The organism is Acidobacteriota bacterium (genome assembly GCA_038040445.1).
Lineage (GTDB): Bacteria > Acidobacteriota > Blastocatellia > UBA7656 > UBA7656 > Onstottus_A > Onstottus_A frigus.
On sequence record JBBPIG010000007.1, the window covers coordinates 71,754 to 96,428 of the forward strand.

A 24,675-nucleotide genomic window follows, 5' to 3' on the forward strand; every position below is an offset into this window, starting at 1 on the left:
AAAGAGGCCGATCATGACCGATACATCTCAAACCAAGACCGAGGTCGGCAATTATTTCGTCTCCAACTATCCGCCGTTTTCATTGTGGCAACCGGAATACATCCCTCACGTTATTGAAGCGCTGAATCAACCCCCGCGCATCGAAGACCCGCTCGGGCTTTATCTGCACATTCCCTTCTGCCGCAAGCGCTGCAAGTTTTGTTACTTCAAGGTCTACACCGACAAGAACGCCTCTGAGATCGAGCGCTACCTCGACGCGTTGATTAAAGAGAATGAGATTTATAGCCGCACGCGCGCCTTTCAAGGCAGGCGGCTTCGGTTCGCGTACTTCGGCGGCGGCACGCCCTCCTACATTAGCGAAAAGCAGCTCCACTACCTCGTCGAAGGGCTCAACCGGCACGTTAGTTGGGAGAACGCCGAAGAAGTCACCTTCGAATGCGAGCCTGGGACGCTGCGAAAGTCGAAGCTCGAAACGCTGAAGGAAATCGGTGTGACGCGGCTCAGCCTCGGCGTCGAACACTTCAACGACGACGTTCTAGAGGCTAACGGCCGCGCGCATCTTTCACCCGAGATTTACCAGGCCTACGAGTGGGCTCGCGAGGTCGACTTCCCCCAGATCAACATCGATTTGATAGCCGGGATGATGGGCGAATCGGAAGACAAGTGGCGCGACACGGTCCGGCGCGCGATTGAACTCGAACCCGATTCGGTCACTATCTATCAGATGGAGCTGCCTTACAACACCGTGATCTCGCGAGAGATGATCGAGAAGGGACTCGATTCGCCGATCGCGGATTGGCCTACGAAGCGGCGCTGGGTTGACTACGCGTTCGAGCAGTTCCAGGAACGCGGCTACCGTGTCGCGAGCGCGTACACGCTTGCGACGACGCAGAAGCCTTGCCGGTTTATCTACACCGACGCGCTCTGGCACGGAGGCGATATGATCGGGCTCGGCGTTTCGTCGTTCTCGCATTTCGGCGGCGTGCACTTCCAGAACGCGCACAGCTTCGAAGAATACGTTCGTCTCCTCGATAACGATCAGTTGCCGCTTCTGCGAGCGTTATCTTTGACGCCGAAACAAAAGCTCATCCGCGAGATGATTCTTCAGCTCAAGACCGGCGCGCTCGACACCGCGTACTTTCGCCGCAAGTTCGGCGTCGAGATCTGGAACGAGTTTCAGCCGGTCTACGAGCGCCTGGCCGACGAGCATCTGATCGGGCGCGACAACGGAACTATCGAGTTGACCCGCAGCGGGCTGCTGCAGGTGGATAGCTTTCTCTCGGAATTTTTTGAACCAGAATTGAGACCCGTTCGATATGCATAAACTCCCGACGGAACTAGGCGCGAATGTTTTTGATGTGATCGTGATGGGGGGAGGGCCGGCAGGCAGCACTATCGCCAGCATCCTCGCCCGCGAAGGCCGCAAAGTTGTCCTCTTTGAAAAGGAACAATTCCCACGCCATCATATTGGCGAATCGCTGATGACCGACACCTATTTTACTTTCCAGCGCATGGGATTTCTGGAGAAGCTCAAACAGAGCCCGTTTGTGGTCAAGTACAGCGTGCAATTCGCGAACTCGGCGAGCAAAGAATCGCGCCCATTTTATTTCTTCGAAGCGAACCATCACGAGAGCGCGGTCACCTGGCAGGTGACTCGCGCCGTGTTCGATCAGATGCTTATCGAGCACGCCGAAGAGCAGGGTGCGGCCGTTTATCAGAACACAATGGTCAAGCGAGTAGTCTTCGAGGCCGGCCGCGCGTGTGGCGTCGAAGCGCAGATGCAGGACGGCTCGATTCACCAGTTCAACGCGCAGGTCGTCGTTGATGCGACCGGGCAGAGCGCGATGCTCTCAAACAAGTTTCAGTGGCGCGTTCGCGATCCCAAGCTGAAGAAGGCCGTGCTCTATTCTTACTTCAAGGGCGCGCACCGCGAGCCCGATCTGAACGGGGGAGCGACGCTCGTTCTTCGCACTCCTCCTGAGAGCGGCGGTTGGTTCTGGTACATACCACTCGAGAACGACATCACCAGCGTCGGCATCGTCGCCGATCCCGAGTACTTGATGAAGGACCGCGGCAAAGACCTGGCGAAGATCTTCAACGAGGAGATCGAGAGATGTGAATCGTGCCGCAAGCGAGTCGAGGGCGCCGAGCGCGTCGATAAGATTTATTCGATCGTCGACTATTCCTACCGTTCGAAACAATGCGCGGGCGATGGGTTCATTCTGATCGGAGACGCCTACGGCTTCCTCGACCCGATCTACTCGTCGGGCGTTCTGCTGGCGCTCAAGATGGCCGAGCTGGCGGCGGATGCGATCCACGACGCGTTCAACAACAACGACTTCTCCGGCGACCGGTTGGGGCAGTTTCAGACCAAGCTGGATAACGGCATCGAGTCTATGCGCAAGCTTGTGCACGCCTTTTATAGCGATGGCTTCAGCTTCGCGAAGTTCCTTCAGAAGTACCCCGAGCACCGGGTGAACATCATCAACCTTTTGATAGGCGACGTGTTCAAGGAAGGCGTGGACGAGGTCTACGGGCCGATGTCGGAGTTCGCCGAGATTCCGCCCCCGCTGTACGAGGAGTTCCTGTCCTCAAACGGCGACGCTGATCCGTCGGTGATCCCGGAGCCTGGGCAGGTGCTTACAGCGAAGTACTTGTACTTTGACGATCGCGTGCCCGCGCTGAAATCAACCGAGTCTTGAACGGTCCGCCGTCCTTCCGTCTATGGCCAGCTTCAAGCTGCTAGTTCTCCAGATCGGGACCATCCTAATTGTCGCGCGTCTGGTCGGCTTGCTATTCAGCAAGCTTCATCAACCGCGCGTGGTTGGCGAAATGGTCGCCGGAATTCTGCTGGGACCTTCGCTGCTGGGATGGCTGGCGCCAAACATATCGTCCGCTCTCTTTCCGCCTGAAAGCCTTGGACATCTGAATTCGCTGAGCCAGGTAGGGCTCTTGATATTCATGTTTCTGGTGGGTCTCGAGCTTGATCTAACGCACCTTCGAGAACTGGGCCGGGCGGCAGTGATGACCAGCCAGGTCAGCATCATCGCGCCGTTCATCCTGGGCTCTCTGTTTGCGGTTTATCTTTATCCAAGATTATCCGACCCAAGCGTTAACCTCACTGGGTTCGTTCTGTTCATGGGCGCGGCCATGAGCGTCACGGCATTCCCGGTTCTGGCTCGTATTCTGACTGAACGCAATATGCTACGCACCAGGGTTGGCTCGGTAGCGATTACCTGCGCGGCGGTAGATGACGTCACGGCATGGTGCATTCTTGCGGTCATAACGGTCATGGTCCGTTCGTCGAGCTTAGAACTTCCAGTATGGTTGACGATGAGTGGGCTGGTGGCATTTGTCCTGGTGATGGTGCTCGCGGTGAGGCCCGCCTTGCGCAAGCTCGAGATGGTCTATGAAAAACGCGGCAATTTAACACAGGACCTGATTGCCATAATTCTGTTGGTAGTATTGGCCTCAGGTTGGATAACAGAAACTCTGGGGGTCCACGCTTTGTTTGGCGCCTTCCTGGCCGGAGTGGTGATGCCCAGACACCCGGAATTATCTCGCGAGCTTTCGCAGAAATTCGAAGCACTCATAGTTGTGCTGTTGCTCCCAATCTATTTTGCGCTTACCGGGTTGCGATCCAGTTTTTTCCTGATCACCGGCGCGAGCATGTGGTTCTACTGCGGCGTGATCATCGTGCTGGCTGTTGTTGGTAAATTGGGCGGCTCGATGTTGTCGGCAAGAGTGAACGGAATGTCGTGGCGCGAGTCTGCCGCGGTTGGCGTTCTGATGAACACTCGCGGGCTGGTGGAATTAGTGATCCTCAATATTGGTCTCGATCTTGGCATCCTCTCGCCGGCGCTATTTTCGATAATGGTGTTGATGGCTCTGGTCACTACATTGATGACAACGCCGCTGCTGAGATGGGTCTACCCGGAAGGAACCTACACCCTGGAAAAAAACCCTGGAAGGGTGAAGGCATAAAGCCACGGGTGAGTCCGCGAACCCGTGATTAGGGGCGAGCAGGACAACGAACCCACAAAGTGGGTGGCGGCCGTTAGGACTAATTTTCTCTTGAGCCGTTGAGACGGGCGTAGGGGACGTCGTGTCGAATGATTGCGTCTAGTGATCGCATTGGCCGTCACCCTCTGCGAGGGTTCGGGGGACTGCCGATGCGTGCCCACGGGTTCGCGGACTCACCCGTGGCTTTATGCCGTCATCCCTTCGGGATTCAACGGCAAAAAATCTAACGCGCCCCACTGTTGCGCCCCAGCGTTGCCCGATCCCTTGATTTGGCATATGGTGTTGGCGCGATATTCCCCCTGTTGCTTCGGCGGCAGGGTGCGGGGCCGTAGCCGACACCGGTTGCGGCCCCTGCTTTTATGAGCGTCAGTCTGTCACGCTTTAGGTTCTGTCACGCTTTAGGTTCTTGCTAGCCGAACCATAGACCGGTAGAGTCGTAGCCATGCGATATCAGGACATCATTACCATAGACCCGGGCATGCGCGGGGGGAAGCCGTGCATTCGCGGCATGCGGATCACGGTCTACGATATTTTCAGCTACCTGGCGGCGGGGATGAACGAGAAGGAGATCTTAGAGGACTTCCCGTGCCTGACTGCCGAAGACATCCAAGCGTGCTACGCGTTCGCAGCCGCCCGCGAGGGACAGGCTACAGTGGCTCACAGTGAAACTTCTATGTGACCATAACCTGTCGCCTCTACTCTGTTGAGGCGGCTCGCTGATCGGCACCCGACTCCTCGCGAGTGTTTGCACAGCCTGTACCGTAGGCTTGAGCGCCTGTCCGGCTCTGGTTATACTCCCGGTATGAAAACGGCGGTATCAATACCCGACGACGTCTTCGAGAAGGCCGAGCGATTGGCGCGCCGGATGAAGAAGTCTCGAAGCGAGTTGTTCAGCCGGGCGCTGGCTGAGTATGTAGCTCGCCATGCGCCAGATCATGTGACGGAATCAATGAATCAGGTCTGCGACGAGATCGGTGGTGAACCGGATCCGTTCCATTCGGCGGCGGCCCGGCGCACGCTGGAGCGCGTCGAGTGGTGATCTCTCAAGGAGACATCTGGTGGGCAGATCTTCCGGACCCAACTGGATCCGGGCCTGGATTCCGCAGACCAGTCGTTGTTGTGCAGGGAGACTCATTCAACCGCAGCCGGCTCGCTACGGTTGTTTGTGTTCCGCTTACAAGCAACACCAAGTGGGCCGAGGCTCCGGGCAACGTTCTGCTGTCAGCTCGATTGACGGGGCTCCCAAAAGAATCGGTCGCCAACGTCACACAGATAGTCAGCTTGGATCGAACGCTGCTCACCGAGCGCTCAGGTAAATTGCCGCGAACGAAGCTTGCTTTGGTGTTATCCGGAATAGACGTTGTGCTGGGCAGATAGGCACTGAGCAGATCTCAGGCAAACGGGGCTACGAGCTTGCGCCTGAAGGCCCGGACTACGAACTTTCTTCATCGGAGTCTTCGCGTTGCAAATCAGGTGAGTTGCAGTATAATCCCGGTCGGCTCAGAGCTGGCGGTGTATTTATCACAGTCCGGCTGCTCGATCGTGTTGTTCATACTGCCTAATCACCGTATCATTTTGCGGTCCTTAATCCGGCAACTGGATCACGCGATCTAATCACAGTGTTCCGATTAAGTGGGCCATTTTAGAGTAATGCAGCCAGGTTGTGAGAATAGAATGCTGTAAGCGCTTTTCGAGACAGGGAGGACCACGATGAAAGTGTTCATCAGTTGGAGTGGAGAGCGTAGTCAAGCTTTAGCGCAAACGCTCCGTGACTGGCTGCCACTCGTGCTCCACTACGTTGAACCGTGGCTGTCGGAGGCGGACATCGCCGCCGGGGAACGGTGGGCGGAGGCTGTCGCAAAGGAACTAGAGGCTTCGAATTTCGGCATCATCTGCGTTACAAGCGAGAATGTCGGTTCCCAGTGGGTTCTATTTGAGGCCGGTGCGCTTGCGAAGTCGATGCAAGGCAGCAGAGTGATTCCACTCCTACTAGACTTAGAGTTTCGGGACATCACCGGTCCACTAGCACAGTTTCAGGCCAAGAAGGTCGAGAAATCCGGTCTGAGTGAGGTGGTTCACTCCATTAACAATGCCGCGAGCCAAGCCGTTCCTGAAGCGCGTGCTAAGCAATTGTTCGATGCCCTCTGGCCAGAGTTCGAGAAGACAATCACGTCGATACCCAAGGAAGCGTCCGCCACAAAGCATACCCGGCCTCAACACGAAGTACTTGAGGAGCTCGTCGCAAGCGTGCGCTCTCTCGATTCTCGCTTCCGCGATATTTCGGAGGAGTCACCGCGACAGATGCGATCTCGACGGTTCAAGTTTCATCCCTTCATGTTACGGGAGTTCGCTGAAATGGTGGGGGAGAAGCCAGGCGATCCGATACTGCTGCTGATTGCGGCGAGCATGTTTCGCGAGGATGCACCGTGGCTCTACGAACTCGGCATCGAGGCATACCGTGCTGCCAAGAGTGGCGTGCCTGAAGAAAGCGAGCGTACGCTACGCCGTTTCCAACGCGCCGCAGAGCTCATGGAGCGCGGCCCATTTGCTGAGGAGATGGGCCTCGATCTTAGGGGCACCCATATGATCATGAGAGAGTTAAGACATTTCTTCCCGAGCGAATCAACTGCTGATGAGGAGAGCAAGGCAAAGAGCAGACGCAAGAAGGAAGAGCAAGAAGACGAGGGCTCGTAACCGCACAAACTGAGGGGCTGCGTGATTGGGTTGCGCAGCCGACCGCCCGCGACGGAGTTCGTAGGACCCTGGAGTACTAGGAGACGACATATGGGGTTGCGCTTCAATCTTGAGCAAGCAAGCCTTGTTGGATGGCTTACGCGTCGGGACTTCCCACCTCCAATCGATGAGTTGGACTGGAGACATTGGCCCGAACCTTGGGATCGGCACTTTCGTCACCGGCGACGGCATCGCGCTCTCGAACAAAGTGAAGAAGGGGGAGGGCAAGTCTGGCGCGCACCGCGGGTTCAAATACGCGTCCTTGGGGACTTTCTTAGAGCACTGCCAGATTCGGTTGTGACTTCACAGCCAGAAGATCATGCGATTCTTCGTGAGCTCGCTACCAAGTCTCGACATGCATTTGCATCCATCGAGGAGAACGATCGAGACGCGGTCGTCTCCTCCAACGACGTCGCGCGCATTCTTGCTCCACTACGCCCTTGGTTCGACGTGCCCTTTTACTTTTTGCCGCTCGGAAGTCAAGTTCCCTTCGAGCGTTTCCGAGACTCAACGGACTACACAATGTGGCTTCGTTGCGAGGACAACAGACCTGGGACAATCACAAGAGACCTACTTGATCCGTTTCCGGCAATTAGGCAGTTGTTCACAGCTAATATACCAGCGACCGTATGTTGGACGTGGAGCGGGGATACAGTCGTCGTATCGCAAGAGAGTGCCTCGGTCGAAAGACTACTGGAAATGGTTCGGCATAGTCCACCGTGGCGCCTTTGGTCGGAGCTAAAGGGCCTGCACCAATCCGAAGCGCCCGCATTCAATCTTCTACAACTCAGCGATCTGCACTTCGGAGCGAGCGCCGTGACCAATACGAAACTCGCTTACGTCGAGCAGCACTTGCGCGACCGTATTGACGCGGTTCGAAGTACCGGAGGTGTCGTTCAACCGGTTATCACTGGCGACCTAATGGACACCCCGAGCAAGAAGAACCTGGAGGAATTCAAGGCGTTTAGGAATCGGCTCACTGATAATTCGAAAACAGAGGTCATCTGTATTCCGGGAAACCACGACATGCGCAAGAAGGGCTTTCTCTGGAAGAACTGGGAGGCACTGGCTGGTCTAGAGTGGAACAGTGTTGTCGCAAGCGATGTATGCAAAGTTGTCTTTCTATGTTTTGATACGTCACGCGATGCGAAGCTCGCTCAGGGTCGAATAGCTGACGATCAGTTCCTCGAGGTGGCGACAAGGCTCACGGAGCTACGTCGAAGAGGGAATTACTCCGACTATATCAGCGTCGCGCTGACGCATCATCATCCGTTTTCCACACGTGATGATGAGATTGACACCTTGCCATTTCTAGGGATTCGAGAGGAGCGATTCCTGCGAATGGAGAACGGCGATCATCTAGTGCGCTGGTGCGCAAGCAATAGCGTGCCCCTAATTCTTCACGGTCACAAGCACAAGCCAAGATTTGTCGGTCAGGAGATTGAATTCGAGGGCCGTACAAGATTGGTTCGAGCGGTGGGCTGTGGTTCTAGCTTTGGAATTGAAGGTAAGCCACTATCGTTTAATTGGATCACTTGGCAACCGGCCATAAGACAGTGGACCGTTTCATTCTTCGCCGATCCTGGTGATGGCAGTGGCTTCCAGGAGAAGAGGCTGGCGATTGGAGCGCAACCGGCTCTCCCGTGAGTAGCTGAAGCAGTTTTCGTTTGGGCGCAGAGGGTCAATTCAAAACATGAGCAGCTGCACCTCAAATACGAAGAACGATTCGTCGTTCTGTAAGCAGCCGACTATTGGTCCGCATCTTGGAACACTGGAGGCGGTCGTCCAGAGCTACCGCGAAACGTGCCAATCGCGCTTGGAGGCCCAACTACGTACTTTCGGCGACGAACCCACACTACAGTCTGCGGTGGCGCGGGCGGCTCTTGCTGAGACGCCCGATGGAAAGCGATACTCGCACCAACGCCGGATCAAGCGGGTGGTTCTACGAGAGATGCGGCGCCGACTTTTGGAAATCGGCTTTAGCAAGTTGCGTAGCTTCGACGAAATCCACAACGCTGTTGACCAGGCGATCGGATCGATTCGTGGTGTTGGCGACTTGCTGTTGTATGATACCGCACTCCGTATCGGCGCAAAGCTCGGAATTATGCCTGACCGCGTATATCTACACAGCGGCACGAGGCGCGGCGCTCGCGCCCTCGGGTTGCCGTCGAAGCGCCGATCAATCTCGATCGCGGAGCTACCAGTTGCTCTTCGCGGTTTGAAACCGCACGAGATCGAGGACTGCCTGTGCATTTTCAAGGACGACTTCCAGGGCGCGGCTCCGTAGCAGGAACTTGTTGTGACTCCTTATTATGAGCGCCTCAGATCAAGCGTGGCTCTGCCCGGTAGGCAAGCGGCTTCGCCGCAAGCCGACTACCGGTTAGTGATACAAAGTCAGGACAGGGCGTTACCGCTTTTCTTTTTCCTCCGCTATCAACTAGAATCCACCGCGCAATATCATTGAAGACTCGAAAGGCTTTCAGCGAACTTGGGTTTATGGATCACTCCATGTCAAAGATTAAGAACGTCCTCTTCGCGCTGTTAATCGCGTCACTGTCTCTGTCCTCCGTTGCCGCCGAAGACTGGTTGCAATTTCGCGGGCCTAACGGCACCGGGGTTTCTACGACTACGGGTCTGCCGACTGAGTTCGGCCCCGAGAAGAACGTCGTATGGAAGACGCCGCTTCCGCCGGGCCATTCCTCGCCCGTGCTGACGCGCAATCGAATCTTCATCACGGCGCACAGCAACGAGAAAGAGAACCATAAGCTGTTCGTCATCTGCCTCGACCGACAGACGGGCAAGCAACTCTGGCAGCGCGAAGTGCCTCGCACGCGAACCGGCCGCTTGGAGAACGTCAACGGGCCCGCCTCGCCAAGCCCGGTCACCGACGGCGAGAACGTCTATGTCTTCTTCCAGGAATTTGGGCTGGTCTCATTCGACGCCGCCGGCAAGGAAAGATGGAAGCTGCCTCTCGGACCTTTCAATATGTTCTACGGGTTTGGCGCGTCGCCCATCCTTATTGACGACAAGGTGATTCTGCCCATAGACCAGGACAACCCGAACTCATTCCTGATCGCGGTGGACAAGAACAACGGGCGCGTGCGGTGGAAGGTCGAGCGCCCCGGGGTCATCTCCGGCTACTCGACGCCCATCGTCTATCAACCGAAGCAAGGCGCGAAGCAGATCATCATCCCTGAATCGTTTCAGCTTTCGGCTTACTCGGTTGAGGACGGCAAGCGAGTCTGGTGGGTGCAAGGTCTAGCTTGCGAGATGAAATCGATCGCCAGCCACGACGCCGAATACTTGTATGTAAACGGCTGGGGCTTTCCTCAGAATCAGCCCGGAGAGCAGGTCAAGACCATTCCCTTCGCCGAAGCGCTCGCAAAATACGACGCGAACCACGATGGCCAAGTCGCTAAATCAGAAGTGACCGGCAAAGAGATGATGGACAAGATGCTGAGCGACGCGTTCGAAGCCTTTGACACGGACCGCGACGAGAAGCTCAACGAAAAAGATTGGGGCATCTTCCGCGCGATGCTGGCGGCCGAGAACGGATTGCTCGCAATCAAGCTCGGCGGCAAAGGCGATCAGACCTCGACCGCGATCCGGTGGCGATACACTAAACCGGTGCCTCAAGTGCCTTCGACGCTGCTCTACAAAGGCGTGCTGTACATGGTGAATGACGGCGGCATACTGATCTCGTTTGATCCGGCCACGGGCACCGTGATCAAGCAAGGGCGGCTCACGGGCGCGATCGACAAGTACTTCTCGTCGCCGGTCGGAGCCGATGACAAGGTGTTCCTGATCGGCCAGGGAGGCGCGGTGTCGGTGCTGAAGGCCACCGGCGATTGGGAGATACTCAAGGTCAACCAGCTCGACGACGAATGCTTCGCGACACCGGCGATTGCCGACGGGCGGATTTACATAAGGACTCGAAGCGCGCTGTATTGTTTTGGCAGTAAGAGCTAAGCAAAGAGTTAAAGGAAGAGTCCGTGACTGAAATCAAGAAGGAGACGAAACAATCTATGATCTGGGTGATGTTCGCTTTGGGCGCCGCGCTTTCGTGGGGTCTGTACGGACCCGTTCTGCACAAAGGACAGGTTGCGCTCGGCAATCCGTTCCGCGCGTTGCTCTGCGTAGGAGTCGCTTACTTTCTAATCGGCGTCCTGGTTCCGGTGATCGTGTTGGGAGCGCAGGGTGGGCTGAAAGACTTCAACAGCGGCGGCATAACGTGGGCGACGTTTGGCGGGGCGCTCGGAGCGGCGGGAGCGCTTTGCATCATCTACGCGTTCAAAGCTGGAGGCATTCCGACTTACGTGATGCCGCTGGTGTTCGGAGGCGCTCCGATCGTGAACGTGTTGTTCTCGATGTGGCAGCACCCGCCCAAGGCGTCGCCTAACCCGCTGATCTATGTTGGCTTCGTTCTGGTGGCGATCGGCGCGGGATTGGTGTTGTACTTCAAGCCTCAGTCGTAGGTCGATCCAATCGCATGAGTGAGAGCGAAATGCGCAGCAATGGATGGCGAAGCGGTTTCCGGGCTCCGGAAATACCCCAACTGAAGTTGGGGGACTTCGTCCTCCGTTGTCGTTCTTGTTTCATCCATCTCGCCCGCGAGATGGATGAAAAGTCTGGGGACCGAGATAGGCCGAGTTCCGACGTAGGTTGAACCTAACAATCCCCCAACTGAAGTTGGGGGGATTTCCAAAGTCCCGCGCGACTCACCTGGCTATTCGAAGCATCACCTTCACCAGCACAGGGGTGCTGGGCGTGGCGTTCAAACGCAAGATCGTTTGAGGAAGCGGATCCCCTTGGGTCAGCATCCGCGAGCCGTCTCCGCCTGCCGACTTTTCTGCTTTGGTGTATGGCAGGCCCGCGCCGCCCTCAAGCTCGAATTGCTCGGCGCGCCCACCCCACTCCTTCTCCCACTGAGCCAGCTTCGCGGACGGCACGTTGACGGGCTCCGAACTGATGGGCAGGGCAGCGAGCGGTTGAGGTGCCACGATCAAGATCAGCACTTCTCCACTATGCTCCGGGCGGCTGCGCGTCAGGGTGAAGTATGGCGGGTTGTCTTCCTGAGCCGGAAACTCGATGACCCGTCCCCCGACCACCGAGTTGTTTCCGCCGCGCGTGCGCGAGGTAGGGAAGATCAAATACGCGTCGCCAAGGCTGCCGTCGGCGTATTGCTCTCGATCGATGACGTAGAGATATCCTGTGCTCGGAGACTCGATGCTGACGCGAACACGCTCGCCTTCGCTGACGCGCGTATCGGCTTCGATTCGCTCGGCTGTCCATTCGGCGGTCTTTGATGCCTGGTGCTCGAGAATCCTTGCGTCTTTGTTGTCGGCAGGCCGCACCGGGCGCAAGCGCCACAGCGTTACGCCGATGACTGCTTCCGATGCCGACGCCGATTTGCGCAGCTCGGAAGATGAGGCCGAGCCGGTAACCGAGCGATAGGTTCGCGGTTGTTGAGGATCACGTGGCGTAGTGGATGCAGGCCGGCTCTCTTCGAGTTTCTTGACGTGCAGCCCCCGCGTCTGGTCCTGCTGTTGGGCGGAGGAATTGCGGGCGAGCAGGATCACTGCGCAGATGATGATCGCTGCCGTAGCTCGAGATGCCAGCCGGCGGCGCGCGAGGGAAGCCGCCAAAGATTCGTGATGAGCGCCGCGGTCCGCGTCACGGTCTCCTAACGATAGACCACGGCCCCGCCACGCGTGGGCCGCGTAGCGGTTACCAGGATTCCTGCTGAACATCTTCGATGAGAGCGAAGATGTACGCCGGGTCATATTCCACATCGAATCTCCTCAAGAGGGCCAGGTGTTTATCTCTAAGCAAGACGGCTGTAACTCCATAGACTACGGCTTGGCGACGATCATCTGCTGAGTTTCCCGCTCGCGGCGATAGAAGACCCGTGGACGTTGCACGCTTCGTTTGTCCACGTCCTCCACCTTTTCCTCGCCTTCCACAAAAGCGACCTTGTGTTTGAGCCCTCGCCCTTCCTTCATCTTCGCCTCTTGCATTCGAGGCACCCGATCGGTCGCATAATCGAGCCATTCGCGCAGCATCACCTGGCCGTCTTTGGGCTCACCGTCGGCGGCCGCGGACTTCAGTCCTTCTTCAACCAGCGCGTAAGTCAAATATCCGTGCCCAAGTTGCTCGGCTTCCATCGCCGCCTGATAGCTCTGCGCCGCTGTCAGAATGTACATACCCTTTTCATAAGCAAGCTGCGCCAGCCCCTTCGAATTCATTGGCCCGCGACGTTTCTCTTCGGCTTCAAGCGCCTGCCCGCTGTTGCACGCGTCAATCACCATCAGCAGGTTCCCGGCGTCGATGCCTTCGCAAGCCTGCTCGAGCTCGAGATCCGAAACGCTGTGCGAGAGGATCGTCTTCAACCCCGCTTCGTCGATCTCGGTGCGCGCGCCCGCGTATCCGAGATCGTGAGGGATCAAGTAGAAGCGTTGCTCCTGCGCGGTGCCATGCCCGGCATAGAAAACAACCACCGCGTCTTCCGGCTCCGCGGCTTTGATTTTTTCAAGGGCTGCCGGAGCGCCCGACGGCGGTTTCGCATCCGGCGAGCCCGCAAGACGTTTCAGTGCGTACAACAGGTTCGCTTTCGTCGCGTCGCGATCGAGCAACGTTGTGACTTCAATCTGTCCATAGCCGCCAAGCTTCCGTTGCTGGCGTTCGACCTCTTCGGTGAATGCGCGCGCGTCGGCCGCCGCGTACTTGAGGTTGTAGTCGGAGTTCGCGTATTGATTAACACCCACGGCAAGAACGTGAAGCGTCGACGCGCGCCTCAGCGAGTCGGCTCCGTTGACGGCAAGCGCCGCGTCCGGGCTTTTCACGTTGTCTCGGTTGAAGGCATATGCCGTTAGCTGATTCGGTCCGGCAACGACGCTGATGGTTGTCTCGAGGGTAGCATTCGGCTGGCCCTTGAGCACGTCGCCGCGCCAGAGCTTGACCAGCGAGCCGTTGCGGAAGAGACGCACATCCCGCGCGCCCGCTGGAGCTTCGCCGACATCGATCTTTATCTTCAGAGTCCGCGTCGAAACACTCGCGGCGTTTTGCGGATCGGCGAGCGCGAGACTCAACTTTGGTTGGCGGCGATCCTTTTGCGAGATGTCCGCGGCGGCCGCGATCTTCTTGCCGGCCAGAATGTCCGGCAGCAGCCCCGGGTAGTAATACTCGGTGAAGAAAATCTCGACAGGTGAAACGTCGAACGTGTTAGGTGAGAACCGCCAGAGGATCTGATTCCAGCCGCCGGGTGAGCCATCGAACAATCCATCGGGTGTTACGACTAACCAGTCATCGCCTTTGTTCAAGCTGACCATCGTGGCGACAAGCGCTCCCGTTTGCGTGTTCCACAATCGCGCGCTGCCGTCGTCGCTCCCTGAAACCACAAAGCGGCCATCGCTGCTGAAGTCGACCGCCACGATCGAGCCGCCGTGCCCCGCGAGCGTGCGAAGCTCGCGGCCCGAGGACAGGTCCCACAGCTTGATAGTGCTGTCGAAACCTCCGGAGGCGAGCATACGGCCGTCAGGGCTGAACGCGAGACCGTTGACGAAATTGTTGTGCCCTGCAAGCGAGTTCAGCTCGCTTCCTGTTTGCGTGTCCCATACTTTGATCGAGAACGTCAGGTCGTCAAAGGAAAATGTGTCCGCGGCATTGGCGGCGGCAAGATTCCGTTTGGAGCCCGAGTGCGCCGAAGCGAGTCTCCGGCCGTCGGCGCTCCACGCGAGGCTGAAAACCATCATCGAGAACGTTGACTTGAGAGTGCGCAGCTCCTGCCCGGTGCTCACCTCGCGGAGCGTGATCGGCGAGTCGAATCCCGACGCTGAAGCAACGATGCGTCCGTCCGGACTGAAGGACAATATCGAACCCGAAATGGCCTCAAACCCGCCCATCATCTGGTTTAATAAGCCCGACCGAGCAAGAGGAATCGCTTGCAGTTGCCGGCCTGTTGCCACATCGAGAAGGCGAAGATTGGTCGAGCTCTTATTGGCAGCTTTTGTTATCGGCGCGGTCACTCCCAGTGAGTCCAACACCGACATGCTGGCGCTCATATCGCCTTTCTTCATGGCCTCTTCGGCCTTCTTCATCATCTCCTGCATTTTCTTCGGGTCCTTCTGCATCTGCTCCATGATCTTGCTCATATCAGGCATTACGATGGGCTGAGCAGGCATATTGACCGGCGCTTGCGGGGATGATTGCTGCGAAGCTTGAGGACCCGGTGCTCCGGGCTTCTGAATATCTCTCTCGACGAGAGCTACAACGCTCCCGTCTCTATTGAAGGCGGCATTTCCCAATTGTTTGCCTTGAGTCAATGACACGTTTGGCAACTCGCGGCCTGTTGCCACCTCCCAGACTTTTGCGAGCGGCTGGCTGCTGCTGCCGGCAATCACGAATTTCCCATCGCGGCTCAACAAGCAGCCTCGTTCCTGCATACCAGTCTGTCTGTGCCGAGCGTAATCATCGGGCAGAGCGACGGCGCGCCGCACTCCGCCTGTAGTCAATTCCCAGGAGCTGACTGCCTGGTGCCCTGCAAGAGAAAGCGACTTCCCATCAGGAGAGAAGGCGAGATCGCTGACCGGCATGGCCGAGCCGCTCAGCGTTCTTACTTCGCGGCCGGTCGCCGCGTCCCAGAGCTTGATCTGATTGTCGGTGCCCGAAGAAGCGATGAGCTTGCTGTCGGCGCTGAACCCGACGCTGATGATCGTGCCGCTGTGCCCGGCAAGCGTATGCAACGTAGCACCGGAAGAAGCATCGACAAGATTGATCTTGTTGCTCTCGCTGACTACCGAAAGCGAGTGGCGGTCGGGACTGAAGAGAAACTTGCCGGCGAACATGATCATTGAGGAATCAGACTGGTTGGCTAACATTTTTGGAGCGGCAAAGCTCTTCAGCTCGCGCCCGGCGGCGACATCCCAGATTTTCATCGAGGCTTCGTCGCGAATCGCCAGCCACGCGCCGTCGCTGCTGAAGGCAAGGGTCGCCGAAGAGCCAGGGGATACGCCGAATTGCGTCGGGCCTGACGAGACCTTCAACGTCTGCGCTTTTCGTCCGCTCGCAACTTCCCGGAGTGTAATCTGTAGCGTTGTTTCGGCGGCGCCTTTACGCGAGACCTTCATGGTTTCGGACAGCACCGCCAACAAGCTCCCGTTAGGACTCAGCGCAATCCCATTCTGCGCCTCGATGCGGTCCTCCTTGTCGAAGGTGACCGGTTGCAGTTCCCGGCCGGCGGTAGTATCCCAGAGCCGCACCGCCGAACCGTCCGGGTTCGCTGCGGCCAGGATACGCCCATCTTCACTAAGGAGAGCCGCGAAGAAATCTTTGGCCGTCGGTATGTTCGTGCTGGCTAGCTCGCGGCCTGTCTCGACCTCCCATCGCCTGACTTTGCCGTCAGCAATCGCGGTCAGCGTGCGCCCGTCTACGCTGAACTTGAAAGGCCGCGTCAATGAGTTGGCGCCCATGGATGGAATGCCGCTGTCGAGGTGGCGCAACAACCGGCCTGAAGCGACCTCCCACAACTTGATCGCATTGCCGATCATTCCCATCGAGGCGAGCAATCGGCCATCGGGACTGAAACTGAGTTGAGTTTGCGGAGACGTGATCCCCGCCTGTAGCAAGATCTCCGGTTTGCCCGCGCCCGATTTTGTTTGATTCGGCGTGGCATTTGCCGGGTTCGGACGAACGCCGAGGCCTCGGTCGTCTTTGGGCTTCGACTCCTGGGAGGCTGAGAGAGTCAAAGCGGCGATCGAATTGATTACCAGAAGAGCAAGCATCGGCAAGCTCAAGAAACGAGATCGAGCGAGATGAATCATTACAGACCTCTTCCTTCACCGCTTACCCACGCAGGCGGCTACCAATGATCGTATGTGGATAACGATCTTAGCGGATGCCGAGTTATAAAGGACAGCGAGTTGTCTCCATCGGTGCGGGTCAGACTCTCGCGCATACGGGCACTCGCTAAGCGGTTGGTCCGTGACGCTAAATACCCCCAACTGAAGTTGGGGGTATTTTAGGGTTTCTCACACAGTCTCTTCAGTTGGGGTTTTCCGTCTTTCACTTTCGTGGCTCGTATGGGTCCTCGCGGCACGCGGCCTTCCGATGCGGATTATCGAGATGGCAAGCCAGCGCCCGCCGGAGATAAGCCGCGTAGATGGACGGGCGCTCTATGCAAACAAAGGGTAGGATCCTCCTGCGCCGCATAGGACGGAGTTTGCAAAGAGGGAACAATCAGACCGATGCCGAAACAAAGCCTGTAGCAAAAACGGCAAGCCACTTAGATAACTTACGAGGCACGTCAGAGCCGTCTGTTGGGCAAGCTGTTTGATTGGCCAATCAGTCCTCCAAACCGATCACGTGCCTATCGCTTGCTCAGCCGCTTGCTCTCGAATGATTACGTCTTGTTCGCTCGTTTGCGGACGCGTGATCAGAAACATCGCGACAAGATACAATCCCGCGCCGATCATCAACGCTTGATTGAAGCCGGAGAGTATCGCGATCACCAGCGCCGCGACTGACCCCATCACCGAGGTCGCCCCGTTCACACCCCACGCCCACGGAATAATCTCGGGCGCGTTTCGAGCCAGGATGCGTATCCCGATCGGCATCGGCATCCCCATAACCAGAGCGAGCGGCGCCATCAACACAACGGCTATCACGATTCGAAACTCGCGCGCGAGATGGACCAGTCCATAGAAGATCGGTGGAAGCGCCACGATGTAGATGAACACCAGCGCCACAACTACCATTAGCAATTTCATCAGGGCCGCGGTCAGCCGCTCTTCGCCTATTCGTCCGCTCAGGTAGCTGCCCAGCGCGCTGAACGCCAGCACCGAGAACAGCACCACCGCCAGCGAGTAAACCGGATGTCCCAGGAAGAGGATGAACTTCTGAATCATCGCGACCTCGACGATGATAAAGCCCGCGCCCAAACAAGCGAAGTATAAAAGGTACGAAAGTTTCGTTCTCAAGCCCGTCGCAAGCGCGCGGCCTCGAATCAGCACCAGCGGCCCGATGATGAACAGCAGCACCAGCACGCTTGTGATGGCGAACAGCGCAAACAGAATCGAAGTGCCCAGATTGGTCTTTTGCCACTCGCCCGTTGTTCCCTCGATCACGCTCCAGATGTTCGAGAGGCGAACCGAGTTGAAGAAGAACGGATTGTTGTCGCGCGTGGGCTCGACGTTTGTTTCGAGGCTTGCCCAAAGCGCGGCGGGATCCGGCGCCTCGATCATTTGCGTGAAGACGTTCGGCGGGCGAGAGAGAGGACTGAACAACAATTGGAAACCGCTGGTCTGCGCCAGGGCCTCGATGTCTCGAACTTCGTCGTCGGTGAACTCGCTGCGCTTGAAGATGTAGGTCGCCGGTGTGCGGTCGTAACCGGATCTCGCGTCGCGCACCAGCATTATGTGCCGAGCCGGGTTCGAGATTCCAAGCTCGTCCATCATCGCGCGGGTGAGCGTGATCAATCGCAGCAATTGATCGGGCGGCTCGAAGTACCACCGCGTCATCGTCAGCACGCCGTCGTCGGTCAGATGGGTGACGTAGTCCTTAAAGGCTTCGACGGTGTACAGATTGTTTTCGCTGAGCGAGAACGCGCCCGCCGCAGTGGCCGCCCAGGTGTCCACCATCGTAGCTTGAATGATGTCGTAGCGATCGGGCGAGTTTCTAATAAAGCTGCGGCCTTCATCGACGACCAGGCTGACGTCGGGCTGCTGATAGATCGAACCGGAATAACTCTTGAACGGCTCGGACGACATGACATCGTGAGCGATTATCGGGTTTATCTCCACCGCGGTGATGTGCTTCTGCTCGAGGACCCGCGCGGCCATCACGTCGTTGCCTCCGCCCGGACCTATTATGAGCACGTTTGCGTTGCGCTTCAGGTGGTGCGCCAACGCGCTGAGCGAGTCTCGCGCATCCTGGTGAATCGCTGAGTTGCTCGCGTCTTTGCTGATGCCGGTCGCAGCGTCCGCGTCGATCTTGATTTCGACTCCGGTATCGAAGTCGCCTTCGACCGTGATTCGCGAAAACGAGTTCCACTTTGCAAACAGCACGCTGGTCTCCTCGAAGCCCTTCGATTTGCGAATGTCGATTCGACGAGTCGCGCTGTTGTAGACGACAAGCCCGGTCAAACCTACGGCAAGCAGAAGCGAGCAGACCGCCACCGCTCGGCTGCCGCCGGTCGAAGCGCCGAACATCACTCCGGCAATTGCGGCGAGCGCCGAGACCAACAGGACTATGTTGATCGCCCCCATCGTGTTGAGCACCGGTATCAACAGCAAACACCCGAGCGCCGCCCCCGCCAGATCGAACAGATAGAGCTTGCTGATCTCCTTCGCAAGCCGCGTAATCGCAAGCGTCACCGCGCACCCGGCAAAGAAGAACGGCAACGCCGCCGCGCCGTAGATTCTCGCGAGTCGATAGTAGTTCTCCGGGCCGGTTTCAAACGTCAGCGGATTGGCCAGTATTACGTAAAGCGAAAACAGATTGCTGAGGGCGAAGAGCATCGCCGCGGCGCTCAGCCACTGACCGGTGCGTTCCGGTTTCAACCCGCGTTGAATGATGTAGACGAACACGCCGCTCGCGCCCGAGCCGAATAACGCAAGCGAGATCGCCATGAACGCGAAGTGATAGTACATCGTCGCGGAAAAGAGGCGAGTGAGTGAGAGTTCGAGCATCAACACCGAAAGCGTGATCAACGATATGCCCAGAAAGATTCGTCTGCGATTCATTCAATGTCTCCGGTGATTGACGTAATTGCCGATTGCCGATTGCCAATTGCCGATTTCGGATTGCAGATCGCTGGTTCCTTCAATCGGCAATCGGCAATCGGCAATTATGTCTTCGGTTCCAACAGCGCGGCGATAGCCTCGCTCACTTCCTCTGCTCGAGCGTCCCAGGTTGACTCTTTCACTGCTTGTTGACGGGCATCGCGCTTCAATTCCGAATCGTTGGTAAGCGCGTCTTCAACCTTCGCGATGAAGTCATCGTAGCCGCGAGAAACGCGCAGTATACCATCCAACGATTCGTATTCGTAAATCGGGGTGATCACCACCGGCTTACCGGTCGCCAGGTACTCGCGCACCTTGATCGGGCTGCCGTAGTTCACGAACTCATTGTCCGTAACCCACGCCAGCACGCACACGTCGAAAGCCGCGGCATAGCAAGGCATTGATGAATACGGCCTCGAGCCCAGGTAGTGAACGTTTGTGAGTGACTCGATGTCGAGCGGCGAAGCCCGCAAGCCAATCAGCACCCAGTGCCAATCCGGGCGCTTGCGGCTGACGTAGCGGATGAGCTCCTGATCTATCAGCCACGGATCAATCGCGCCAAAATAACCAAGGCGAGGGCGAGGCACGTCAGCTATGTCGCCGGGCTCGGTCCAATCTCGAGCCGTCGCCGATGCGAAGTGATCGTAGTCGGCTGCCTGCTCGAGCAGCCTGGCTTTTTTGGCAATCTCAGGAAACCGCGCGCGTTCTTCTTCGAACAGCTTCCGGCCCGAGTAGTAAACGAGATCGGCCCGGGCCAGCAGATCGCCGTGCATCTCGGCGATCACGCCGGAAGAGGTCGCGTGGTCCATTTGATTTGCGTCGTACTTGTCCGAGACTTGATAGATCAACGCCTGCTCGCCGATTCGGCCAACAACTTCGCGAGCAGTCGGAATTGCTATCCAAAGAATCGGGTCGCGCATATCGAATGCGATCATCAGCAGCTTGATCTGGGCTACCAGCAACCATCGATTGATCGTTCGCGCCAAGCGATTCGAATAGAATGGAAGCAGCGGAGGCGAGACGACGATCAGGCCTTCTTCGGTGACTCGCACCGGTTTGGCGTAGCTGCGCAGCTTTCGTTTGATCTTGCTGAACAAGTCGGGACTCCCAAGCGAAGGCAATCCCATGGAAATCGAATTCACAAAGACGACGCGATTCCCGGCGCGCGCCAGTCTACGCATGATGTGATTCTTGGAGTGCTGATGGTGATACCACCAGTCTTCGCCGGCGAAGCAGATTATCGATTGGTTTCGAATCATTCTGGGGCGAGAAGCGTCGAGCGAATTCGGGAAGCATCAGTTCCGCGAAGTGCAAGCTACAAAGAGACTCATGCCAAGCGGTCATGAGTTACGCGTACATGAGCCGGCCCTTGGGCTCAGGAATCGGCCGGCCGAGTTCCTTTGCGGTTTCGATCCACTCATCGATGATGATTTGAATGTTCGCGAGAGCCACGCTGTACGTTGCGCCGTCTGCCGCACAGCCCGCTAACTCAGGGGCCTCTGCGATGAAAGCACTATCTTCTTCGCTCCAGTAGATGATGACCTCGTATTTGGAATCCCTATTCATCGTCTCGTCCTCCAAGCTTATACTCTAGCTCCAGTACAGGTATCAACGTCGCACTCGGTTTAGCGCGCTGCATGATTCACACTCTACAACCATTGCGTTGGCCTCGGGCTCATAGAAAATCGTGCACGCATCTTCGCCGCAGTTGCCGCACGTCCATCGCACGGCGGGTAGCTCACCGTGAATCATCTTGATCACTTCGCCTTCGACCTCGAAATCGTAGCTGTGATCTTCCATATCATCATCAATTCATCTGGGCTTGGGCGTGTAATATCTCTTCAGCCAACTGCTCAAACCATCGAGTCCCGGCATCAGCACCCGCTCGGTAATGTTGGCCTGGTCAAGCTTGTCGCGCACTTCCCATTTCAACTCGGCGGGGATGATCACCCGCCTGCACAACTCGGGGTGCTCTTCAAGCCAGCGATCGAGCCGCGCCGTCGGGCTGGACATCATCGAGAACAACGCGAACTGATTCACTATTCGGTCGTCCAGCGACGGCGGTTCGAAGAAGACCACGAATTCATTGTCCGGCGACAGACGATCGTATTCGGCAAGGGTGCCCGCTACTCGATTCAGCATGTCAACGGTGAAAGCGTTCGAGCCTTCCTCTTGCAACAACGTCTTGAGTTTCTCCGGCAGCAGCCCGTTGGTCTTCACGAAGTCCACGCACCAGATGACTCCGTCGACGTCGTAGTCCTGAAGCCAGACGGTTGCGAAATGCATGGCAACGAACGGAGAGAAGGTCCAATCGATCAACCGTGTGGGCAAGCCGTGATGCTGAGCGAGAGCGATCCAGTTCCACATCGAATCGTCGGGCACTGAATCACGCCGCGCGTACTTGCGATAGTTGCGCAGCAGGTGCCCTTCGAGCTTCTCCGCCGCCCCGCCCAGTCTTATCAGACCGGTCTTCAGGTCATAAGCTGAATTGCCCAGGCCGCGAAACGCCAGGTTGGACCGAAAGCGCGCGAGGGGTTCTTCCCACGATCCCTCGTAGAGCCGCTCGTTCAACTCGTGCCAGTTTGATATGCGGATATCGTCCACCAGGATCTCTCTAGGCTAGCGCAGACTCTAGTCTGTGCGAGCCAATAGCGCAGCACAGAATTCGCCGGACACAGACTAAAGTCTGCGTCACGTCACTTGGCCGTTGCGGTCAGCTCGTTCGATTGAATACCCTGCGAAGTTACAACGCGTATCCGCATGGTAGTGCCGGCAGCCGGCGCCGATTGAGGCCCAATCTTGGCTGAGATGAAATCGGCCGCCTCGAAGCTCGCAAAGTCCAACGGCACCGGAGAACCGTTCGCCGTTACGGAGACCGTTCCCGCAACCGGGAAGTTTGCGCCGAAGATCTTCAGTATCAATGCGCCTGACGCTTTCTTCTTTACCTTGACGTTTGTAATCTGAGGCCCGACCAGCGTGCCCGCGACGATCTCATTGGAAAGGTCCGAGGGCGAGGGGCTGCTGTTGCGCACGCGCACGGCCAGCGGCCCGGCTCTGAACCTAATTGTTGGATTGCTGTCCAGGAAAACAGCCCTTGTAGTGGCGCCGGGCGGAGGATCGATTGTCGGACCAGATACTACGAGAGTGTCATTGATGAAAACTTGAAGATCAGACTTGAAGCCTGTGCCATTGACCACTACCACAAGATTTTCTTCTCCTGCAGGGGCCTGTTGCACCTGTGTGCCGTTAATAAGTCCGCCTCTAAACAGCACCGCCGAAGTGAGGACCGGAGTCGGCGCCTGCTCGGGCGCAAGCATGCCAAGCTTGGCCGACAGTTTCTTGCCGCTGAAGATGTAGACGTTTCCTCCGTTAAAGACTCCGTTGCCGAAGCCGTCGCCATGCATAGCGTTTGCAATGTAGTCAATGTATCCGTCGCCGTCGACGTCCGCTCCCGTCAACCGGTAAGAAAACTCATCTTCGGTTTGCGCGCCGGCAAGTCTGAAAATGCGCACACCAGCCGGCGGATCGTAGAACTTAATGACCGGCGGAAGGAAATCACGCTGGCCGTAGATCACTTCAGTGACCCCGGCGTCCTCGCGCTCCTCGCCATTCACTATGAATGTCCGCTCGGGGCTGCCGATAAACAGATCCGAGAGACCGTCCTTGTTTATGTCGTAGGTCCGAACCGAGTCCCCGGCGCAATCCAATACATGTTCGCCATAGATCGACGAGATTCTTAGCCCTGATGCGTCGGGATTGGCGAGATCGATAAACGCTCCGGGCAAGTTCGCCGCGCCGTAGATGACGTAGACCGCGCCTGTCTGGCCTTTATTGTCGGGAGCCGAAGCCCGCAGCGCGCCGATTATCAAATCAGTGCGGCCATCTCCGTTCACGTCGCCGCTGTGGAGCTGCGAGCCAAGGAAGTCGAACGCGTTAGCCCCGACTACGTGGGTTGCGTTGGCAGGCGGGTTACTGAGAAGTGTGTTCGGCGGCCAGTTTTGCTGTCCGTAGATCACGTAGGCTTCGCCGCACCCAGGTCGTTGCCCGCCGAAACTCGCAGCTTTCCCGGCGTGACCATTGTCTTGGTCGCTTGGCGTGACGTAGAAACCCGAGTCGCGGTTGATTGAGCCTCCGATAATGACGTCGCCGATCCCGTCGTTATTGATATCGCCGACTTGCAGCGCTGCGCCCCAGTGATCTTCCTGGCCCGCGCCAACTATGCGAGCGGTCCGGACTCCGGCCGGAGGGCTTGCCAGGTCGATTACCTGCGGCAGAGACAACGAGCCGAACACAATATAAGCGCCGCCGGCATGCTGGTTCCCAGCCACATTGATCTGGTCCGACCCGATGATGATGTCAGCTATCCCGTCGCCGTCGAGATCGCCTTCGTCGATCCATATTCCCATTCGCCCGCCCGGCTGCGGGCCGTAGATCGCAATGACGCCGGGTACCGGGTTGCCGTCCAGCGTGTTGAGATCCGCGTTAAGGCTGAAGGTCCGCGAGCCCAGAACTACATAAGCCGCGCCCCGGTTATCCGCGATTCCGCCGCCGGGTCCGTCCTGCAAGGCGGCTCCGATCGCCACATCGCGTATTCCGTCTCCGTTTACGTCGCCGTTAGCGGACACGGAAGTTCCCAGCAGATCACCCGAACGCTGCCCGGTCAGCTTGAAGATGTTTGGTGGGTTTTGAGCAGCGTCGACGAAGCCACTGTCGCGTCCATCGCTCAAATAAAAACTGACTACGCCATCGTTGTCGCGGGTTCCAGTGCTGCCGTACATCCCGCAGACGATCACGTCACCGCGCCCATCCCCGTTGATGTCTCCGGCGGCAACAGGCAACCCGATGTCGCCCTGCAACCGCAACCCGCCGAACAGCACAAGCAAGCCGTCTTGATTGAAGTTTGCAGTGTCAACCGCCAGTTCAATCGCGCCGCCTTGAGCGGTAGCTCGAATCGAGATAAGTGGCAATACCAACGAAAGAATGAGTCCGAGGATTAAACCCTTGTAACCCTTGTACGCCCTTGTACCCTGTTTACTCATTTGACCTCGAGATGAATTGGCCCGCGCGAGAGTGTCTCTCCGTGGGCTGATGATTATACAATGCGGTCGAGCCGCATTGCGAACGTTGCGTCGAGCGGTGGGTT

The 24,675-nt window shown here is 57.5% G+C and carries 19 protein-coding genes; 11 read left to right on the top strand and 8 right to left on the bottom strand.

Going from position 1 to position 24,675, the window contains the following annotated elements; genetic code table 11:
* Positions 1-13 precede the first annotated feature (13 nt).
* From AABO57_09520 to AABO57_09570, 11 genes are all read left to right on the top strand, one after another.
* Entirely contained in the window at positions 14-1,324 is a 1,311-nt protein-coding gene (locus tag AABO57_09520; protein ID MEK6285965.1) for a coproporphyrinogen-III oxidase family protein, read from the top strand.
* Positions 1,317-2,702: an NAD(P)/FAD-dependent oxidoreductase gene (locus tag AABO57_09525; protein MEK6285966.1), complete on the top strand. Its 1,386-nt coding sequence runs from the start codon at positions 1,317-1,319 to the stop codon at positions 2,700-2,702. Before AABO57_09520 ends, AABO57_09525 begins: the two co-directional genes overlap by 8 nt.
* Before the next feature lie 22 nt (positions 2,703-2,724).
* Positions 2,725-3,984: a cation:proton antiporter gene (locus AABO57_09530; GenBank protein MEK6285967.1), complete on the top strand. Its 1,260-nt coding sequence runs from the start codon at positions 2,725-2,727 to the stop codon at positions 3,982-3,984.
* Positions 3,985-4,465: 481 nt separating this feature from the next.
* Positions 4,466-4,702 carry a DUF433 domain-containing protein gene (locus tag AABO57_09535; GenBank protein ID MEK6285968.1) on the top strand — a complete coding sequence of 79 codons (237 nt, stop codon included), beginning with the start codon at positions 4,466-4,468 and terminating at the stop codon, positions 4,700-4,702.
* Between the two features lie 123 nt (positions 4,703-4,825).
* Positions 4,826-5,062 (top strand): ribbon-helix-helix protein, CopG family, encoded by a 237-nt coding sequence (locus AABO57_09540; GenBank protein ID MEK6285969.1) that lies wholly within the window; start codon positions 4,826-4,828, stop codon positions 5,060-5,062.
* Positions 5,059-5,400, top strand: a complete 342-nt coding sequence (locus tag AABO57_09545; protein ID MEK6285970.1) for a type II toxin-antitoxin system PemK/MazF family toxin — start codon at positions 5,059-5,061, stop codon at positions 5,398-5,400. Before AABO57_09540 ends, AABO57_09545 begins: the two co-directional genes overlap by 4 nt.
* A 333-nt stretch (positions 5,401-5,733) precedes the next feature.
* The gene (locus AABO57_09550) at positions 5,734-6,717 is read left to right on the top strand and encodes a toll/interleukin-1 receptor domain-containing protein (protein ID MEK6285971.1); all 984 of its coding nucleotides are present in this window, start codon (positions 5,734-5,736) and stop codon (positions 6,715-6,717) included.
* A gap of 738 nt (positions 6,718-7,455) precedes the next feature.
* Positions 7,456-8,403 carry a metallophosphoesterase gene (locus AABO57_09555; GenBank protein ID MEK6285972.1) on the top strand — a complete coding sequence of 316 codons (948 nt, stop codon included), beginning with the start codon at positions 7,456-7,458 and terminating at the stop codon, positions 8,401-8,403.
* A gap of 46 nt (positions 8,404-8,449) precedes the next feature.
* The gene (locus AABO57_09560; GenBank protein ID MEK6285973.1) at positions 8,450-9,043 is read left to right on the top strand and encodes a hypothetical protein; all 594 of its coding nucleotides are present in this window, start codon (positions 8,450-8,452) and stop codon (positions 9,041-9,043) included.
* Between the two features lie 221 nt (positions 9,044-9,264).
* Positions 9,265-10,725: a PQQ-binding-like beta-propeller repeat protein gene (locus tag AABO57_09565; protein MEK6285974.1), complete on the top strand. Its 1,461-nt coding sequence runs from the start codon at positions 9,265-9,267 to the stop codon at positions 10,723-10,725.
* Between the two features lie 23 nt (positions 10,726-10,748).
* Positions 10,749-11,231, top strand: coding sequence for a hypothetical protein (locus AABO57_09570; protein ID MEK6285975.1), 483 nt, complete (start codon positions 10,749-10,751; stop codon positions 11,229-11,231).
* Between the two features lie 243 nt (positions 11,232-11,474).
* On the opposite strand, the gene AABO57_09575 is transcribed toward AABO57_09570, so the two are convergent.
* The 8 genes from AABO57_09575 to AABO57_09610 all read right to left on the bottom strand — a co-directional run bounded on the left by AABO57_09575 (position 11,475) and on the right by AABO57_09610 (position 24,571).
* The gene (locus tag AABO57_09575) at positions 11,475-12,548 is read right to left on the bottom strand and encodes a hypothetical protein (protein ID MEK6285976.1); all 1,074 of its coding nucleotides are present in this window, start codon (positions 12,546-12,548) and stop codon (positions 11,475-11,477) included.
* 60 nt (positions 12,549-12,608) lie between these two features.
* Positions 12,609-16,574 (bottom strand): caspase family protein, encoded by a 3,966-nt coding sequence (locus AABO57_09580; protein ID MEK6285977.1) that lies wholly within the window; start codon positions 16,572-16,574, stop codon positions 12,609-12,611.
* Between the two features lie 537 nt (positions 16,575-17,111).
* Positions 17,112-19,493, bottom strand: a complete 2,382-nt coding sequence (locus AABO57_09585) for a hypothetical protein (protein MEK6285978.1) — start codon at positions 19,491-19,493, stop codon at positions 17,112-17,114.
* Between the two features lie 104 nt (positions 19,494-19,597).
* Entirely contained in the window at positions 19,598-20,791 is a 1,194-nt protein-coding gene (locus tag AABO57_09590) for a glycosyltransferase (protein ID MEK6285979.1), read from the bottom strand.
* An 88-nt stretch (positions 20,792-20,879) separates the two neighbouring features.
* On the bottom strand, positions 20,880-21,098 hold the full coding sequence (locus AABO57_09595) for a type II toxin-antitoxin system HicB family antitoxin (GenBank protein MEK6285980.1): 219 nt from the start codon (positions 21,096-21,098) through the stop codon (positions 20,880-20,882).
* 42 nt (positions 21,099-21,140) lie between these two features.
* Positions 21,141-21,332, bottom strand: coding sequence for a hypothetical protein (locus AABO57_09600; protein ID MEK6285981.1), 192 nt, complete (start codon positions 21,330-21,332; stop codon positions 21,141-21,143).
* Positions 21,333-21,344: 12 nt separating this feature from the next.
* The gene (locus AABO57_09605) at positions 21,345-22,136 is read right to left on the bottom strand and encodes an FRG domain-containing protein (protein MEK6285982.1); all 792 of its coding nucleotides are present in this window, start codon (positions 22,134-22,136) and stop codon (positions 21,345-21,347) included.
* Positions 22,137-22,228: 92 nt separating this feature from the next.
* On the bottom strand, positions 22,229-24,571 hold the full coding sequence (locus AABO57_09610; GenBank protein MEK6285983.1) for an integrin alpha: 2,343 nt from the start codon (positions 24,569-24,571) through the stop codon (positions 22,229-22,231).
* Between the last annotated feature and the right edge of the window lie 104 nt (positions 24,572-24,675).